The sequence below is a fragment of the Ursidibacter sp. B-7004-1 genome (assembly GCF_053654055.1).
This window is the reverse complement of sequence record NZ_JBSIUP010000003.1, coordinates 83416-101328: the sequence shown is the minus strand read 5'-3', so window position 1 is coordinate 101328 and position 17913 is coordinate 83416. Positions and strand designations below refer to the sequence as shown.

At 37.5% G+C, this 17913-nt stretch carries 19 protein-coding genes; 10 read left to right on the top strand and 9 right to left on the bottom strand.

Annotated elements, in window-relative coordinates:
- Window positions 1–5 precede the first annotated feature (5 nt).
- Genes waaA through ACWIW0_RS01960 form a run of 5 tightly spaced genes read left to right on the top strand, consistent with a single transcriptional unit; the run spans window position 6 to window position 4044 of the window.
- Window positions 6–1304 (top strand): lipid IV(A) 3-deoxy-D-manno-octulosonic acid transferase, encoded by a 1299-nt coding sequence (gene waaA, locus ACWIW0_RS01980; RefSeq protein WP_454451991.1) that lies wholly within the window; start codon window positions 6–8, stop codon window positions 1302–1304.
- Window positions 1297–1785 carry a pantetheine-phosphate adenylyltransferase gene (gene coaD, locus ACWIW0_RS01975; RefSeq protein ID WP_454451990.1) on the top strand — a complete coding sequence of 163 codons (489 nt, stop codon included), beginning with the start codon at window positions 1297–1299 and terminating at the stop codon, window positions 1783–1785. The genes waaA and coaD overlap by 8 nt, the downstream gene beginning before the upstream one ends.
- A complete protein-coding gene (orn, locus tag ACWIW0_RS01970; RefSeq protein ID WP_454445846.1) occupies window positions 1778–2329 on the top strand; it encodes an oligoribonuclease in 552 nt (183 codons plus the stop codon). Before coaD ends, orn begins: the two co-directional genes overlap by 8 nt.
- A gap of 13 nt (window positions 2330–2342) precedes the next feature.
- Window positions 2343–2840, top strand: a complete 498-nt coding sequence (tsaE, locus tag ACWIW0_RS01965; RefSeq protein ID WP_454451989.1) for a tRNA (adenosine(37)-N6)-threonylcarbamoyltransferase complex ATPase subunit type 1 TsaE — start codon at window positions 2343–2345, stop codon at window positions 2838–2840.
- A 22-nt stretch (window positions 2841–2862) separates the two neighbouring features.
- Window positions 2863–4044, top strand: coding sequence for an N-acetylmuramoyl-L-alanine amidase (locus ACWIW0_RS01960; protein WP_454451988.1), 1182 nt, complete (start codon window positions 2863–2865; stop codon window positions 4042–4044).
- Between the two features lie 75 nt (window positions 4045–4119).
- Here ACWIW0_RS01960 and mutT read toward each other — a convergent pair whose 3' ends face one another.
- The 3 genes from mutT to secM all read right to left on the bottom strand — a co-directional run bounded on the left by mutT (window position 4120) and on the right by secM (window position 7749).
- On the bottom strand, window positions 4120–4521 hold the full coding sequence (mutT, locus tag ACWIW0_RS01955) for an 8-oxo-dGTP diphosphatase MutT (protein ID WP_454451987.1): 402 nt from the start codon (window positions 4519–4521) through the stop codon (window positions 4120–4122).
- A 96-nt stretch (window positions 4522–4617) separates the two neighbouring features.
- Window positions 4618–7326: a preprotein translocase subunit SecA gene (gene secA / locus ACWIW0_RS01950; protein ID WP_454451986.1), complete on the bottom strand. Its 2709-nt coding sequence runs from the start codon at window positions 7324–7326 to the stop codon at window positions 4618–4620.
- 84 nt (window positions 7327–7410) lie between these two features.
- Window positions 7411–7749 carry a secA translation cis-regulator SecM gene (secM, locus tag ACWIW0_RS01945; RefSeq protein ID WP_454451985.1) on the bottom strand — a complete coding sequence of 113 codons (339 nt, stop codon included), beginning with the start codon at window positions 7747–7749 and terminating at the stop codon, window positions 7411–7413.
- 109 nt (window positions 7750–7858) lie between these two features.
- On the opposite strand from secM, the gene ACWIW0_RS01940 reads away from it, so the two are divergent.
- Window positions 7859–8167 (top strand): DUF721 domain-containing protein, encoded by a 309-nt coding sequence (locus ACWIW0_RS01940; protein WP_454451984.1) that lies wholly within the window; start codon window positions 7859–7861, stop codon window positions 8165–8167.
- Between the two features lie 34 nt (window positions 8168–8201).
- On the top strand, window positions 8202–8570 hold the full coding sequence (locus ACWIW0_RS01935) for a copper resistance protein NlpE N-terminal domain-containing protein (RefSeq protein ID WP_454451983.1): 369 nt from the start codon (window positions 8202–8204) through the stop codon (window positions 8568–8570).
- A gap of 24 nt (window positions 8571–8594) precedes the next feature.
- Here the strand turns inward: ACWIW0_RS01935 and ACWIW0_RS01930 are convergent, their stop codons facing one another.
- The 4 genes from ACWIW0_RS01930 to ACWIW0_RS01915 all read right to left on the bottom strand — a co-directional run bounded on the left by ACWIW0_RS01930 (window position 8595) and on the right by ACWIW0_RS01915 (window position 13672).
- Window positions 8595–9359 (bottom strand): class I SAM-dependent DNA methyltransferase, encoded by a 765-nt coding sequence (locus ACWIW0_RS01930; RefSeq protein ID WP_454451982.1) that lies wholly within the window; start codon window positions 9357–9359, stop codon window positions 8595–8597.
- A gap of 22 nt (window positions 9360–9381) precedes the next feature.
- Window positions 9382–11565 (bottom strand): DNA helicase II, encoded by a 2184-nt coding sequence (gene uvrD, locus ACWIW0_RS01925; protein WP_454451981.1) that lies wholly within the window; start codon window positions 11563–11565, stop codon window positions 9382–9384.
- 152 nt (window positions 11566–11717) lie between these two features.
- A complete protein-coding gene (groL, locus tag ACWIW0_RS01920; RefSeq protein ID WP_454443135.1) occupies window positions 11718–13361 on the bottom strand; it encodes a chaperonin GroEL in 1644 nt (547 codons plus the stop codon).
- A gap of 23 nt (window positions 13362–13384) precedes the next feature.
- The gene (locus ACWIW0_RS01915; protein WP_157395527.1) at window positions 13385–13672 is read right to left on the bottom strand and encodes a co-chaperone GroES; all 288 of its coding nucleotides are present in this window, start codon (window positions 13670–13672) and stop codon (window positions 13385–13387) included.
- Window positions 13673–13875: 203 nt separating this feature from the next.
- On the opposite strand from ACWIW0_RS01915, the gene ACWIW0_RS01910 reads away from it, so the two are divergent.
- Entirely contained in the window at window positions 13876–14421 is a 546-nt protein-coding gene (locus tag ACWIW0_RS01910; RefSeq protein ID WP_454451980.1) for a GNAT family N-acetyltransferase, read from the top strand.
- Window positions 14422–14488: 67 nt separating this feature from the next.
- Here ACWIW0_RS01910 and ACWIW0_RS01905 read toward each other — a convergent pair whose 3' ends face one another.
- Complete coding sequence (locus tag ACWIW0_RS01905) at window positions 14489–16426, bottom strand: LTA synthase family protein (RefSeq protein WP_454451979.1); 1938 nt, start codon at window positions 16424–16426, stop codon at window positions 14489–14491.
- Window positions 16427–16435: 9 nt separating this feature from the next.
- Complete coding sequence (locus ACWIW0_RS01900; protein ID WP_454451978.1) at window positions 16436–17224, bottom strand: MOSC domain-containing protein; 789 nt, start codon at window positions 17222–17224, stop codon at window positions 16436–16438.
- 176 nt (window positions 17225–17400) lie between these two features.
- On the opposite strand from ACWIW0_RS01900, the gene ACWIW0_RS01895 reads away from it, so the two are divergent.
- Together ACWIW0_RS01895 and ACWIW0_RS01890 are read left to right on the top strand one after the other, a co-directional pair.
- A complete protein-coding gene (locus ACWIW0_RS01895) occupies window positions 17401–17529 on the top strand; it encodes a hypothetical protein (protein WP_454451977.1) in 129 nt (42 codons plus the stop codon).
- Window positions 17526–17894 (top strand): type II toxin-antitoxin system death-on-curing family toxin, encoded by a 369-nt coding sequence (locus ACWIW0_RS01890; RefSeq protein WP_454451976.1) that lies wholly within the window; start codon window positions 17526–17528, stop codon window positions 17892–17894. The genes ACWIW0_RS01895 and ACWIW0_RS01890 overlap by 4 nt, the downstream gene beginning before the upstream one ends.
- Window positions 17895–17913: the final 19 nt, after the last annotated feature.

The following is a 17913-nucleotide window of genomic DNA, read 5'->3' as shown; positions in this document are numbered from 1 at the left end:
CTAAAATGTTACGCCATTTATATACTTTACTTAGTTATATTATTCAGCCACTAGTGCTATTGGTAATGTTGTATCGTGGTAGAACTTTGCCTGAATACCGTCAACGTTTATCCGAACGTTACGGCTTTTATTCAAAAATAATTCCACCTAAAGCGAATGGGATCGTCATTCACGCCGCATCAGTCGGTGAGGTGATTGCTGCAACACCATTGATTAAAGCAATTCGAACTCAATATCCCCAGTTAGCCATCACAGTAACCACTGTTACCCCAACAGGCTCAGAAAGGGTTAAATCGGCTTTTGGTGACAGTCTATCTCACATTTATCTACCTTACGATCTACCCGATGCAATCAATCGTTTTCTGAAATTTGTTAAACCAAAATTATTTGTGGTAATTGAAACAGAATTATGGCCAAACTTAATTCATCAAATTCATCAACGAAAAATTCCATTTGTGATTGCTAACGCTCGTTTATCACCAAGGTCAGCTAAACGTTATGGCTGGATAAAGACGCACTTACGAGAAATGCTCAATGAAATTACGCTAATTTTAGCTCAAGATTCCGTTAGTGCTGAACGCTATATCCAGTTAGGGTTTAACCCGCAGCGTTTAGTAAATACTGGAAATCTTAAATTCGATTTAGAAATTACACCTGAGCTACATAAAAAAGTTACCGAAACTCGAGTTTATCTAAACCTTTCTCGAAGAGCTGTATGGATTGCTGGTAGCACCCACGAAGGTGAAGAAAAAATGATTTTAGACGCCCATCGTAAATTGTTAATTACACACCCAAGCCTTGTGCTGATTTTAGTACCACGCCACCCAGAACGTTTTGCAAGTGTCGAAGAGCTACTTAGAAAAATGAAAATACCTTATGTCAAGCGGTCAGATCAGCGTGGAATTTTACCAAATACCCAAGTATTACTTGGTGATACAATGGGTGAAATGATGTTATTATACGGTTTAGCACAAGTTGCTTTTATAGGTGGAAGCCTTGTAAAACACGGTGGGCATAACCCACTTGAACCTATCGCATTTGGATTACCCGTTATCTCAGGTTTACATACATTTAACTTTCCAGAAGTCTTTAGTAAATTAAGAGATGTTGATGGTGTGATTGAAATTGAGAGTAACGTTGAAGGTCTTGCGGAAGCCGTTAATTATCTCTTTGAGCACCCAGAACTAGGGAAAGAGATTAGCCAAGCAGGTTATGATGTTTTAAAAGAGAATCAAGGAGCGTTAAAACGCCACTTAGCATTACTATCGCCTTATTTAGAATCAAAAGAGAATAAAGATGAATAAAACGGTCATTTACCCTGGTACTTTCGATCCTATTACAAATGGACATTTGGACGTTATTCAACGTTCGGCAAAATTATTTGATAAAGTAATTATAGCTGTTGCTAAAAATCCAAGTAAACAACCGCTTTTTAGCCTTGAACAACGGATTGAATTAGTTAAACAAAGTTGCCATCACTTAGATAATGTAACTGTGTTGGGATTTAGTGTCTTACTGGCAGATTTAGCCAAAGATCATAACGCAACTGCATTGATTCGCGGTATTCGTGGTGGAGCGGATATTGATTATGAAATTCACCTAGCACAGCTTAATCAACAGCTACAAAATGAATTAGAAACAGTATTTTTACCGTCTTCATTAGCGTGGCGTTATCTATCTTCTACAATGGTTCGAGAAGTTTATCGACATCAAGGCGATGTCGCACAATTTGTGCCACAGAATGTTTATCAAGCATTACAACAATTAAGGAATGATAATGAGTGAACAAAATAAACAAAATTTAATTTGGATCGATCTAGAAATGACAGGATTAGATCCTGAAAAAGAGCGTATTATCGAAATTGCCACTATTGTTACTGATAAAGATCTAAATATTCTTGCCGAAGGGCCTGTACTTGCTATTCATCAATCCGATGAATTACTGAATAAAATGAGCGAATGGTGCGTTAAAACCCACACCGAAAATGGTTTAGTGGAGCGTGTAAAACAGAGTAAATTAACCGAACGTGCGGCAGAGTTACAAACCCTTGATTTTCTGAAAAAATGGGTCCCTAAAGGTGCATCACCTATCTGTGGAAACAGCATTGCACAAGATAAGCGTTTTCTTTACCGTTATATGCCTGATTTAGCAGAATTTTTTCATTATCGTCACCTCGATGTTAGCACCTTAAAAGAGTTAGCAAGCCGTTGGAAACCAGAAATGCTTAATCAATTCAACAAAAAAAATACGCATTTAGCACTAGACGATATTAAAGAATCTATTGAAGAATTAAAATTTTACCGAGAGCATTTTATTAAATTAGATTAAATAACAAACAAGAATGACAAAAACACAATTTTATTTTGAAAATGAAACACAAATGTTGGAATTTGGCTGTAAATTAGCGGTCACATTCCAAGATTTTTTTGCAAATCATCGTGATAAAGGGTTAGTGATTTATCTCAATGGCGAGCTAGGGGCGGGTAAAACCACACTCACTCGCAGTATCGTACAAGCCTTTGGGCATCAAGGAAATGTGAAAAGCCCAACTTATACGCTAGTGGAAGAATATCATTTAGCTCCTTATTCTCTTTATCATTTTGATCTTTATCGTTTAGCTGATCCTGAAGAACTAGAATTTATGGGTATTCGTGATTACTTCCGCCCACAAACACTCTGTTTATTAGAATGGGCTATGCGTGGGCAAGGAATGATTCCAAGTGCTGATATTATTATTCAAATTGATTATGCACAAACAGGCAGAAACATTGAATTACAAGCACAAAATGAAATTGGAAAAACGATTATTGCAAATTTTCTAGCAAATCACACAGCTTAGTAAAGCCTATTTGAGAAATAAAATGAAACATAAACTTTTAAAATTTCTACCGCTGGTTGCTTTATTTACTTTCAGCATTACAAGCTATGCCAAAACAGTCATTGCGATTGATGCGGGACACGGTGGAAAAGACCCTGGAGCAATCGGAAAAACACTAGGTATCAAAGAAAAAGATGTTACCTTATCTATCGCTAAAGAGTTAAAAGCACTACTTGATGCTGATCCAAATTTTCGAGCTGTGATGACCCGTAGTGGCGATTATTTTATTCAGTTACCAAACCGAACCGAGATTGCCCGTAAAAATAAAGCCAATTATTTAGTGTCTATTCACGCAGATTCATCACCAAGTTCGGAGAATTTACGCGGTGCATCTGTTTGGGTTTTATCCAATCGCAGAGCAAATGATGAATTAGGTAAATGGCTAGAAGATCACGAAAAACAATCTGAATTGCTTGGTGGTGCAGGTTCTGTACTGGCTCAAGCTAACGAGCGTTATTTAAGCCAAACCGTATTGGATTTACAATTTTCTCATTCACAGCGAGCAGGTTATGAATTAGGCAAAACTATTCTCAGTAAAATGAGCAATGTGACTAAACTCGCTAAAAGTGCTCCACAGCACGCAAGTTTAAGTGTGTTACGTTCGCCTGATATTCCGTCTATCTTAGTTGAAACAGGCTTTCTCTCGAATGCCATAGAAGAACAAAAACTTTCTTCTCTTGCCTATCGCCGCCAAGTTGCTAGAGCGATCTATAATGGTTTAGTCGAATATCAACGTAAATACTATAAAGTCTCGCCAAAAGCGATTTATACTGAACGAAATGAAACGAAAAAAGAGAAAAATAAAGATGCTAAGTTGAGTATTAAAGAGAAAGAAGCGAAAAAGTCGGATAAAACAGAAACAAAGCTAAACAAGGTAGACGCCAAAAAAATGGCGAATAAGCCAACTAAGGAAAATAGTAAAGAAAATATCCAAACAAGTAAAAAAGACGAGAAAAAACAGCAAACTACAAAAAGCAAAGAGAAGATTTCTAGTAAAGAGAGCCAAAAGGAAGTAGATTTGAATGCTAAATTCCATATTGTGCAGAAAGATGAAACACTTTACTCTATTGCAAGAATGTATAAAACAACCCCAGATAAACTTAGTGAACTCAACGATATTAAACAAAATAAAATCGTAGTAGGGAAAAAACTGAAATTAAAATAAAACTAGATGCTCAAACAAAAAGGTGTAATGGAAAAATGATTGCTGATTTATCCATTACATCTATGTTAATAACAATCAATGTATTTCATGCTTTAAGCGATTAACTATCTCAGCATTGGCTGGGGGAAATTGACCTTCTTCCAGCTCGGATTGATGGATCCAAAAACCTTCTTGTCCTTCTCGTCCAAAAGGCTCGCCAATCCACTCTTCAACTAAATAGAAAAAGAATTCTATGGTCTTAGTTGGGTATTCAAAATGAAAATGCTCGTAGGGAAACGCACTTAAAGTAACAATGCCGATCTCTTCTTCCAATTCTCTTTTTAATGCTTGCTCTGGTGTTTCATCGGGTTCAATTTTTCCACCGGGGAATTCTAACGATTGAGCAAAATCTTGCCCTTCTAAACGCTGTGTGAGATAGATCTGCCCAAATTCATTACGAATAATGCCTACGGCAACTTGTACCTGCTTTTTTGTCATTTCCTTTCCTAATCGTGAAAATAAACATAGAGTGATTAAAACAAAGCGGCCATTTCTTGCAAATTTTTTACAATATCTGACCGCTTATGTTAGTTATTAAGCATATTTTGCTTTATTACCGTGGCAATGTTTATATTTTTTGCCTGAACCACACGGGCAAGGTTCATTACGCCCGATATTAAGATTTGATAAATCTTGTTCTTCTGTCAGTGCATTTTCTTGTTCACTGTTTTCTTCGTGATAATGAGCAGACTCTTGCTCTGCTAGTGCCTGACGTTCACGTTCTGCTTGCTCCACTTCTTCTTGGCTACGCACTTGGATACGGCTTAGAATACTAATCACATTAGATTTTAAGTGATCAAGCATATTGGTAAACATTGCAAAAGACTCTTTTTTATACTCTTGTTTCGGATCTTTTTGAGCATAACCACGCAAATGAATCCCTTTACGCAGATAATCCATTGCTGAGAGATGCTCTTTCCAGAGTTCATCAAGATTCTGTAACATTACTCCTTTTTCGAAGTTACGCATTATTTCTGCTCCCACCATTGCTTCTTTTTCAGCATATTGGGTTTTCGCTAGGGAGATAATACGTTCACGTAGTGTATCTTCGTGCAGATCTTTTTCATCATTGAGCCACTGTTCAATCGGTAGATCCATTGCAAACTCTTGTTTTAAGCGATTTTCTAACGCTGGAATATCCCACATTTCTTCAATAGATTGTGGTGGAATATATTGATCGATTACCGTATTGAATACATCAGTACGAATAGTGTCGATCATTGCTGAAATATCATCGCTTTCTAATAAGTAATTACGTTGCTCATAGATCGCTTTACGTTGTTCGTTCGCAACATCGTCATATTGTAATAATTGCTTACGTCCGTCAAAGTTGTGTGCTTCTACTTTGGCTTGGGCAGATGCAATCACTTTGGTTAATAATTTAGACTCCATCGCTTCGCCTTCTTCGCTAAAGGCTTTACGCATCATATTTAATTTGCCTTCGTTAAGGTAAATACGCATTAACGCATCATCTAAAGAGAGATAGAAACGTGAAGAACCTGGGTCGCCTTGACGACCTGAACGTCCACGTAATTGGTTGTCGATACGACGAGATTCGTGGCGCTCTGTACCAATAATGTGTAAACCGCCCGCTTTCATTACAATCTCATGACGTTCTTTCCACGCAGATTTAATCGCTTCAATCTGTTCTGCTGTTGGATTTTCTAGTTTCGAGATTTCCGCTTTCCAGTTACCACCTAACACAATATCTGTACCACGTCCTGCCATATTGGTTGCGATGGTTACCGCTCCTGGATAGCCTGCATCAGCCACAATTTCTGCTTCTTGGGCGTGGAATTTTGCATTTAACACTTTATGTGGAATGCCAGCTTGTTTTAAGGCTTCAGAGAGAGCTTCCGATTTTTCGATTGAAATTGTTCCCACGAGTACAGGCTGGTTACGAGCCATACAGTCTTGAATATCTTTAATAACCGCTTGGAATTTTTCAGGCTCGCTCTTAAACATTAAATCAGTTTTATCATCACGAATCATTGGACGGTTAGTTGGGATAACAACGGTATCTAAGCCATAAATTTGTTGGAATTCAAAGGCTTCCGTATCTGCCGTACCAGTCATTCCCGCTAGTTTTTCGTATAAGCGGAAGTAATTTTGATAAGTAATTGATGCAACGGTTTGGTTTTCACCTTGGATATTGACTTTCTCTTTGGCTTCAATCGCTTGGTGTAAACCATCTGACCAACGGCGGCCTGCCATTGTACGCCCAGTGTGTTCATCAATAATCACCACTTCACCATCTTTTACAATGTAGTCCACATTTAATTCAAATAATTTGTGAGCTCGCAATGCGGCATAAACGTGATGTAATAAGCTGATACGAGCTGGGTGATATAAACTTTCACCTTCGTGCATTAAGCCCATTTGAGTAAGCAATTCTTCAACTTTCACTTGCCCACGCTCTGTTAAGTGAGCCTGTTTACTTTTGAGATCTAAGGTAAAATCACCTTCACCCGTATATTCTTCGGTATCTTCTTTATCTTGTGCGATTAAGTGTGGAATGATGGTATCAATCGCTTGGTAGATTTGCGTAGCATCTTCTGCAGGGCCTGAAATAATCAATGGTGTACGAGCTTCATCAATTAAGATTGAGTCCACTTCATCGACTAACGCATAATGTAATGGGCGTTGAAAACGTTCTTCTTTTGAATGAGCTAAGTTATCACGCAAATAATCAAAGCCTAATTCACTGTTAGTCGCATAAGTAATATCCGCTTGATAAGCTGCACGCTTTTCATCAGAGGCTAACCCCGGAATATTGACTGCAACGCTCATTCCTAAAAATTCAAATAATGGGCGGTTAGTTTCAGCATCTCGGCGAGCTAAGTAATCATTGACGGTTACAACGTGAACGCCTTTACCTGTTAAAGCATTTAAGTAGCAAGGTAGCGTTGCAGTTAAAGTTTTACCTTCCCCAGTACGCATTTCTGCGATGTTACGTTCAGTCAGCACCATACCACCGATAAGCTGCACATCAAAATGACGCATTCCTAATACACGTTTGCTAGCCTCACGCACTGTCGCAAAAGCTTCGTGTAATAAGCTATCTAACGTTGCCCCTTCTGCAAGACGTTGTTTAAATTCTGCAGTTTTGGCTTTTAATTCATCATCAGTTAATTTTTCAAATTCAGGTTCTAATTTGTTAATTTGTACCACTCGTTTGTTTAAACGGCGTAAAGTACGATCATTGCTACTGCCAAAAATTGAAGTCATTAATTTTGTAAACATAAAATTCTTTCCTAATAGAAATAGTATTTAAAATAGGGAATAATTAGTATCAATAGACACCAGTAATAAAATAAATTGAAAAAATCAGGCGTAAGGCCCAGCTCGAATTGGTGGGGTAGCAATATCATCAAAGCGGTATGATTTTACAAAAAATTCGCAAAAAATAACCGCTTGTTTTTCGATAAGGTTTAAAGAAAATTGTGGTTCAATGAAAAAATAAGTTTGTTCTTTTTCATTGTATTGAAACTGTGATAAATCACTAAGTGTAAGGAATTGTTGATTTGCAATGGTACTTTGTTCGGTTTCATTCAAGATTGGCTGTGCATTAGGTAAGGTTAAAATCGCGACCATTCCTAAGAACAACTGTCCTAAAAATAGTTGCGACCAAAATGCAGGTTTATGAAACTGTCGAAAAAGACCCATAATAAAATTAACTCGAAAAAAACTATGCCGATTATACGATACTTTTGTAGAATAAGTCAGATTATTGTGGCTAAGTTAAGAAAAACAAGGGGAATAATTGTAAATAAAGATGAAAATTCAACCACTTAAAAATATTACGGACATTTTAGAGAACTCAAGCCTAGCTAAGCTTGTCCAACGTAGCAATGAAATCAATCTGTTAAATCTTAAAATCCAACAGATTCTTCCAGCTCAATATCGGAATCTTTATCGAATTATCAATTTATACGATAATCTATTGGTTATTGAAGTTCAAAATGCCACGATACGGCAAGGATTTTTATTACAACAATCAATGTTATTAGATTTAATTCAAATAGATTTCCCACATATTAAACAACTAGAATTAAAACTAAATCCTAATTTTAAATCTATTTAGCTCGAATACTTAAAAATTAAAGAGGAAAGCCAAGATGAAAAAAATTGCCCTAATTGCTTTTACTACAATGTTAGGGGCTTGTTCAGGTCTGCCACAAAAAACCGTATCTGGTACTTATAAGGGTTCTTTACCTTGTGCAGATTGTGAAAAAATTGACGCTGAGCTTGTATTAAATTCAGATAAGACTTATCAATACAATACGGTTTACTTCAAAAATAAAGAGCAGCACCCTTATATTGAGAAAGGGAATTATATTTGGGATACCAATAAATCTAATGTACTTCGTTTAAACAATTCTGGGAATCTTACCCTATTAGTAACAGATAGCTACGTTGAAGTTTGTGATGAAAATGGGAATCCTACTAAAACAAAAAATAACTATAAATTACAGCGAATAAAATAATACTACAAATGGAGTAGTATAGAATTATCTTATATCTAGTCTCTTTACTGATTTTATAAACAGTAATGGTGGACGATGACGTAAATCTTTAAACTCGTTATGCCACTCGGTCTGCTCTGCCAACATCGGTTCTTCTACTCTTATAATCTCAAATCCTACGTCAATTAAGCTATTTAAAATAGTCGCAGTGGTTCTATGATAAGTCTTGAATGGTTGCTGAAACCAATTCCTATTTCGTAGTCCTTCTTCTCGGTAAAAGCTAAGACGATAGGCTATTTGTTGTTTATTTTGGTCTTTAACCCAGCGTTCGCCTTCACGAAAGCAAGTTGTAATCGGGTGTTCTTGGGAAAAAACTAACATACCATTGGGAGCTAGTTTTGAATGAATACGTTGTAATAAACCTTTCAGATCCTCAACATAGTGGAAAGCAAAAGAACTCGTCACCAAATCAAAATTAGTTTCTTCAATTTGATCTAACTGCTCCATTGGTAAACAGTAGCAACGATAAGCGGTTTGATCATAACCATTTTTTGCAAAACCTTGCTCTGCTTGTGCTAGCATTGATTGAGAAAGATCTAAGCCCACCACTTTTTTTGCACCTTGTTGCAAATAATGGAGAAGATGCTCTCCCACGCCACAACCTAAATCAAGCACTTGCTTGTGATTAAGATCGGGCAAAAGCGAGAACATCGTTGGCTTTTCAACTATCTCATTTAGGCTAATCGGGTTCTCACGCAACTTTAAATAATTAGCAAAAAAAATCGGATTATCATAAACACTCTGTTTCATTTTTATATTCACTTTTCTAATGCTATGCCTTTTCTAAATTTGCCATTTTGGCAATCAACCATTTAATCCCTTGTTGGACAAAAGCGACCTGTAAGCGAGTCTGATCCCCACTGCCTTCGACATTGATGATTGTGCCTTGCCCAAATTTCTCGTGTCGGACTTTTTGTCCCATCTTCCAAGGACTATCCTCAAGTACTGAAGCGGTTGGTTTTGGGGAATTTTTTGCAAAAAAGTGAGCTGGGCGATTGATATTTCCACGCAAACGGACTTCTCGAATGTGCTCTTCAGGTAATTCGGCAATAAATCGGGAAGGTAAATGACGCTCTTCTTTACCATATAAACGGCGGCTTTCCGCATAGCTAATTGTGAGTTTCTTTTTCGCTCGAGTAATACCGACATAAGCTAAACGCCGTTCTTCTTGTAAACGCCCTTCGTCAAAGCTCATTCCGCTTGGAAAAATGCCTTCTTCTACACCAACAATAAATACTCGTGGAAATTCAAGCCCTTTTGCTGAGTGTAAAGTCATCAGCTCCACATAATCTTGATGTGGTGATGCTTGTGTCTCACCTGATTCTAATGATGCGTGAGTTAAAAAAGCAGTTAGATCGCTCATTTCTTCTGCTTCATCAGGTTTATTAAATTGGCGTGCAGCAGTTACTAATTCTTCCAAGTTTTCAATACGAACTTCGCCTTTTTCCCCTTTCTCTTGTTTATACATTTCGTATAAACCAGATTTGCGGATCACAAAATCGGTCTGTTCAAAAAGTGGCATTTGTTCTGTTTCTTGCTCAAGTGCATTGATTAAATCCACAAAACGTAATAAAGCCGATGCAGCACGCCCTGAAAGTTGCTCTTCTTGAACAGCAACTTGAATAGCTTGCCATAAAGTAATTTGGCGTGTACGAGTGAGCTGTCGCAAAATATCTAACGTACGATCACCGATACTACGCGGTGGTGTATTTACCACACGCTCAAAAGCCGCATCATCTTGGCGATTCGCAATTAAACGTAAATATGCCAAAGCATCTTTAATTTCTTGGCGTTCAAAAAATCGCATTCCGCCATAAATACGGTAAGGAATACTTGCTTGAATAAGAGCTTCTTCAATAACACGTGATTGGCTGTTGCTACGATACAGCACCGCACACTGATTTAGCTCTCCTTCATCTTCTTTCCATTGTTTAATTTGTGATGCAACAAAACGGGCTTCATCAAGCTCATTGAAAGCACAATAAATATCAACAGGCTCACCCTCTCCGCTATCCGTCCATAAATTCTTACCTAAGCGGTTTTCATTATTGGCAATCAAACCATTAGCAGCACTTAAAATATTCCCCGTAGAACGATAATTTTGTTCTAAACGAATTGTTTGAGCATTGGTATAGTCATCTAAAAAACGTTGAATATTTTCAACTTGAGCACCACGCCAGCCATAAATGGATTGGTCATCATCACCAACAATCATTACATTACTACTATTACCTGCAAGTAAATGAATTAAGTCATACTGAATGTTGTTGGTATCTTGAAACTCATCAATGAGAATTTGGCGAAATCGCTGCTGATAACGCTGTAAAATCAATTTATTTTGTTTAAATAGCTCATAGGTTCTAATGAGTAACTCTGCAAAATCGAGTAAACCTGCACGATCGCAAGCATCTTGGTAGATCTGATAAATTTGTACTAATTTTTGGGTATTAACATCATCACTACGTTCAATGTCTTTTGCTCGTAATCCTTGATCTTTCTTAGCATTGATAAACCACGCCACTTGTTTTGGTGGAAAATGTTTTTCATCAATATTATGTAATTTCAATAAGCGTTTAATTAGGCGTTGCTGATCTTCACTATCCATAATTTGAAAATCTTGCGGAAGATTTGCATCAAGGTAGTGCATTCTCAGTAAACGATTAGCGATACTATGGAAAGTGCCTACCCACATTCCAAATAGTCGATGATTACTAGATTGAGATAACGTGTGTTCAATACGATGACGCATTTCTGCAGCCGCTTTATTGGTAAAAGTAACCGCTAAAATACTCGCTTCGGGAATATTTTCCACCCCAATTAACCAAGCTATGCGATGTGTTAAGACCCGAGTTTTACCACTGCCAGCCCCAGCTAATACAAGATAGTTTCCTAATGGAGCAGCAACTGCTTCTCGCTGTTTATCATTTAATCCGTCTAGTAATAAAGAAAAATCCATCACAACGCCTCTTTTATGTGATTTTATACAGTATTTTTGTTATTATAGCTTACAAGCGGTGAGATCGGGAAAATTTTTTGCAAGAAAAAAGACTTAATTCCCCAATACTAGAAATTAAGTCTTAGTCTATTATTTATGTGTATGGCTATGAATTACATCATTCCGCCCATTCCACCCATACCGCCCATTCCAGCACCTAAGTCAGCTTTTTCATCTTTAGGTAAATCGGTGATCATACATTCTGTTGTGATCATTAACCCTGCGATAGAGGCTGCAAATTGTAATGCTGAACGAGTTACTTTAGTTGGGTCTAAAATACCCATTTCTAACATATCGCCATATTGTTCTGTCGCCGCATTATAGCCATAGTTGCCACTACCATCTTTTACATTACGAGCAACAACTGATGCTTCTTCACCTGCATTGGTTACGATTTGACGAAGTGGAGCTTCCATTGCACGAAGTGCCAGTTTAATACCCACGTTTTGTTCTTCATTATCACCTTTTAAGGTTGTTGCGACTTTGCTTGCAGCACGCACTAATGCCACTCCACCACCTGCAACAATGCCTTCTTCAACCGCTGCACGAGTTGCGTGAAGTGCATCATCAACACGATCTTTCTTCTCTTTCATTTCAACTTCAGTCGCTGCACCAACTTTAATTACTGCAACACCGCCAGCTAATTTTGCTACACGCTCTTGGAGTTTTTCTTTATCATAATCTGAGGTTGAATCTTCGATTTGCTGACGAATTTGAGCAACACGACCTTTAATTTGTGCTTCATCACCGATACCGTCAATAATAGTGGTATTGTCTTTTGAAATCACAACACGTTTTGCTTGACCAAGTTCTTCAAGCGTGGCTTTCTCTAATTCCATACCGATTTCTTCTGAAATCACTGTACCTGCCGTTAAAATCGCAATATCTTGTAACATTGCTTTACGGCGATCACCAAAGCCCGGAGCTTTAACCGCCGCGACTTTCACGATACCACGCATTGTATTCACAACTAAAGTTGCTAATGCTTCGCCTTCAATATCTTCTGCAATAATTAACAACGGTTTCGCTGCTTTTGCCACTGCTTCTAATACTGGCAGAATTTCACGAATGTTCGAGATTTTTTTATCGACTAATAAGATATATGGATTTTCTAACTCAACGGTACCTGCTTCAGGTTTATTGATGAAGTATGGTGATAAGTAACCACGATCAAACTGCATACCTTCCACCACATCTAAGGCATCTTCTAAACCTGTACCGTCTTCAACAGTAATTACGCCTTCTTTACCCACTTTTTCCATTGCTTGAGCAATCAATTTACCCACTGTGCTGTCTGAGTTTGCAGAAATTGTCCCTACTTGCTCAATCTCTTTTGATGTTTCGCAAGGTTTAGAAAGTGTTTTTAATTCTTCAACCACTGCGGCAACAGCTTTATCAATCCCACGTTTTAAATCCATCGGGTTCATACCTGCCGCAACTGCTTTTAAGCCTTCATTTACGATAGCTTGTGCTAATACCGTTGCAGTCGTTGTACCATCGCCCGCCGCATCGTTCGCTTTTGATGCCACTTCTTTTACCATTTGTGCACCCATATTTTCGAATTTATCTTCTAATTCGATCTCACGAGCAACTGAAACACCATCTTTAGTGATCGTTGGTGCACCAAATGCTTTATCTAATACCACATTACGACCTTTAGGGCCTAAAGTTACTTTCACTGCGTCTGCTAATACATTCACACCGTTTAACATTTTAACGCGTGCATCATTACCAAATTTTACGTCTTTTGCTGCCATTTTTTTATTTCCTATAATTTCAATTATTCTACGATTGCTAAAATATTGTCTTCAGAAAGAATTAACACTTCTTCGCCGTCAATTTTCTCTGCTTTTACACCATACTCATTAAAGATAACTACATCGCCCACTTTCACATTTAACGGGAGTACTGTGCCATTATCTAAAGTACGACCGTTACCGACCGCTAATACTTTACCACGAGTGGATTTTGTTGCAGCAGAACCTGTCAATACGATACCGCCTGCTGATTTAGTTTCCTCTTCTTCACGTTTTAAAATAACTTTATCGTGTAATGGACGAATTTTCATTGAAATAGCTCCTTATAGCCTTGTAGATTAAAATATTTTCCCTGATTTTAGGGTAACGGGGAGCTATTTGGTGGTAAGAATTTACTTTTCAAGGGGAAAGGATAAAAAATTGCAAAATTTTTGTAAAAACAGACCGCTTGTTGCTTGATATGTAAAATTTTTGAGCGTAAATTCCAATTCTTGTTGATTGAAAGGGGAATAAAATGATGTACAAGCTACCACAACAGATTGTAATAAATAATGAAATTGTACTCGAGAAAATCAATGATGGGCATAGTGAAGCCATTTTTACACAGATTGATCGCCATCGTGATTATTTATCTCAATTTGTCCATTGGACAAGATTTACGCATAAGTTGGAAGACTCACAGAATTTTGTAAAATTGTGTGAAAAAGAAGCAAAAAGTGGCGAATCTTTTGTTTGGGCGATTTGTTGGCAAGGAAAGGCGGTAGGAACAATTAGTTTTAATAAGCCGATTGATTGGGAAAACAGAACAGCCCACATCGGTTACTGGCTTTCGCCTGAAATGCAAGGGCAAGGCATTGTTACACAATCGGTTAATGCAATTATCAATGCCACTCAAGATCAATTTGACCACTATGTTTTACGCTGTGCAACTCATAATTCTCGCAGTAATGCAGTGGCTCAACGTTGTGGTTTTGCCTTTGTAGAAGTGCAAGAAAATGCCGAAAAAATTGGCGATAATCTTTATTCGCTCAATGTTTATCGCCGATCGAGTTTGATATAAAAGATAAATATTAAACTCAATCGACTTTTAAATGCAGTAAGATCTATAAGATGATACTCTTAATAACTTAATTTGCCGTTTTAGGTAGTTTATGCAGCTGTTTGTTATATAAATAACTACCTAACAATGCGTGAGCTAAAGCTTCTTTTTTCATTGACTCTGGCTGTTCTTTCGGTGTAAGTTGATTATTCTGTGGATTGTATTCATAACCTTTGGCAGCAGTATTCGGTTGCAAAATAATCACATCTGTTCCTTTCATCATTCCTTGAGTTTGATCGTATTGCATAAAGGCACGATTTGGATCAACTTGCTGAGTTAAATCATAGCCAATCATCGGATAATCGCCACTTACGCCGGCTAAAGATAGCAAGGTGGTCGGCATATCAATTTGGCTAACTAAACGTGGATCGCGTTTTGCTTCAATGCCTTCTCCTAAAATTAACGCTGGGATATGGAAATTTTTAATCGGTACTAATTCAGCACCACCGACACGCGAGTCGTGGTCTGCAATCACTAAGAAAATGGTATCTTTCCAATAGTTTGATTGTTTCGCTAATTTGAAAAAATAGCCTAAAGCGTAATCTGCATATTTTGCAGCGTTATTACGGGTTTGTTTTTCTTTATCAAACAATTCAATTTTTCCATCTGGGAATTCAAATGGGTCGTGGTTACTTGAGGTAAAGACCAAGCTAAAGAAAGGTTGATCGCCTTTGGCTAATTCTGTAAACGTTTCATTGGCTTTATCAAACAAGTCTTCATCACTCATTCCCCAAGTGGCGACAAATTTTGGATTTTTGTAATCCTTCTCATCAATAATTTTTTGGAAACCATTTCCGTAGAAATAGCTTGCCATATTATCAAAGTGTTTCTCACCGCCGTAAATAAACGACGTATGATAGCCTTGACGCCCTAGTAAATCAGCAATAGTAAAGAAACCATTCTGGCTTTTTGTGAGTTTCACCGTTGCACGAGCGGGAGTTGGCGTAAAACCTGCGGTAACCGCTTCAATCCCACGCACTGAACGTGTTCCTGTGGCATATAAATTCTCAAATAACCAACCTTCTTGAGCTAATTTATCAAATTCAGGTGTAAGTGGCTTACCCCCTAATGTCCCTACAAATTGTGCCCCTAAACTTTCTTCTAATAGGATCACGATATTTTTAGGTTTACCTTGATAGGTTGCTTTATTGCGAGTTAAAGTTGGGTATTCTGCAGAAATATAATCACTTTCTGGACGTCCACGACTACTTTTCACGATATTTAGCATTTCATCTACTGGCATTTTTCCATACTGTTCAGATGATTTGTCTTCATCTTTTAGTTGTTGTGCGGCATATAAGACAGAGTAACCTGAGTTAAGTACGAGTGAATTAACTAACGGATCGCCTGAGAATGCTACCATAGCTGGGTTAATTCCCCTATGGTTTAAGGTTGAACGAGCACCGACAAAAGAAACAGCAATAATCACTAAGGCAATGACTGGTCGCCATTTCCAGCTTGGTAGCTGTAAATCTTTCACTGCCCAACCAGATAACTTCCAATAAATCACACTCGCAATGATGGTAACAATTAAGCTAGATAATACCGCTACAAGATGTCCATTCGCTAACATTGAAAAAACTTCTTTAGGGTAAAGTAAGTATTCAATAAATAAACGGTTTGGGCGGAAATCGTAAGTTTCGATAAATGCAGGGGTTGCAACTTCCATAAACAGAATAAATACGCTTCCGACAGTGAGCCAAATGCGTAAGATTTTTTGCCAAATAGTGCCTAATATATTGTTATTCAAAAAGAGTACGCTAAAAAGTGCAGGCACGCCAAAAAGATAACAAATGGAAACAATATCAATGCGTAACCCTTGTAAGAATAAACGTACCCAACCATCAACGGCAGTAATACGTTCGGCTTGCCAAAAAGATAGCCCGATACGAGATAAGGTAAAAATAATTAAATTAAGACCAATAAAGAAGAATATTGGGAATAAAATGGAGCGTTTTTTTTGCATATACAGACCTTAGTCTAATAAAGTAATAGTATCACCAACACGAATAACCCCACTATTTTCGGGTACTAGATGAATACCAAATAATGGTTTACCTTTTTCATTCGTATGGTGCTGTTTAAGTGTTCTAAATGGTTCAGCTTTAGGATCTAACTCTAAAGTATCTAAATTACGAGTAATTAAAATGCAGCGAGTACAACATTGAGCAAAACGCAATATCACATCACCGATTTGAATGCGTTGCCACTGTTCTTCTTCAAAAGCTAAATCGCCATCTATGACAATATTGCCACGAAACTGTTCCATTGTAACAGGAACAGGCGACCATTCTTGCACTTGTTTTAAAGATTGTTGTGAAACTAACAAAATTGGGTTGCTATCCGCAAAGCTCATTGGATTAGGTTCAAAATTTGTCACTTGGCGTTGGCTTTTCTCTCCAAGCCAACGAAGTTGAACCTCTCGCCCAAACAGACCACTCAACCAGTGATTAACGGAATGATGAGCAATCCAAGATGGAAAGTGTGTTCCCCAAACTTCACTATCGGCACTTTTTACAAAATCACGATAATGTACGATACATTGTTCCCCATTATCTGCACGTATTACAATGCCTGTTGAAAATGGAAAAGCAGCTAGTTGATAGAGTACTTTTTCTTTACGAGCTGTAATAAATGTACCGTCAGGTTCAGTAATCATAAATTCTCGGTCAAAATTTAAACCTTGTGGGTGTACAAAGGCTTGCTCTACAACATAGGCCTTTGACGATTTGATGGGATATATATTTAATTGTGTGACTTTCACATTTTGCTCCTTCTTGAAGCTTGCACAATAGCGGAAATTTGCGAAATTTTCCACTTTTGAATGTATTGAATAATTCAGTACATATTATATAAAGCTAGATTGACGCATCTTATGCTTAAGATTAAGATAAGGAGCATAAATCACAAAATTTCTAACGTAATAATTAGGGAAAAACAATGAAATCAAACAATCAACCTGTAAAAATGGAGCTTAAAGGTGAAGCGGGGAAACGTGTTGCATTGGCCGCTGCTAAACGAGTGATAAAAACACACAACAAAGAAATTAAATCCCTTGCTTATAAATGATTGATATTGAACTAGTCCTCGCAATACATCAGGTTATCTTAGAAAATGAGCCTGGATTAAAAGGTTTTGCCGATATTGGCAAACTAGATGGTGCTTTAGCTCGTATTGATAATTGGATACTTTATGAAAACACCAATAATATATTTGATATCGCTGCACTTTATGCGATAGCAATAGCAAAAGCCCACGCATTTCCTGATGGAAATAAGCGTACTGCAATGGTAACAATGCTAACTTATCTCGATCTGCAAGGTGTTGAAATTCAAGCAGATATAGGGCTAGATGACATAATGGTGGATGTTGCAAGTGGGAAATTAACTTTCTATCAATTATCTCAATATTTACAACAAGTTAGTTCAGAATAATTTACATTATAAATACTAA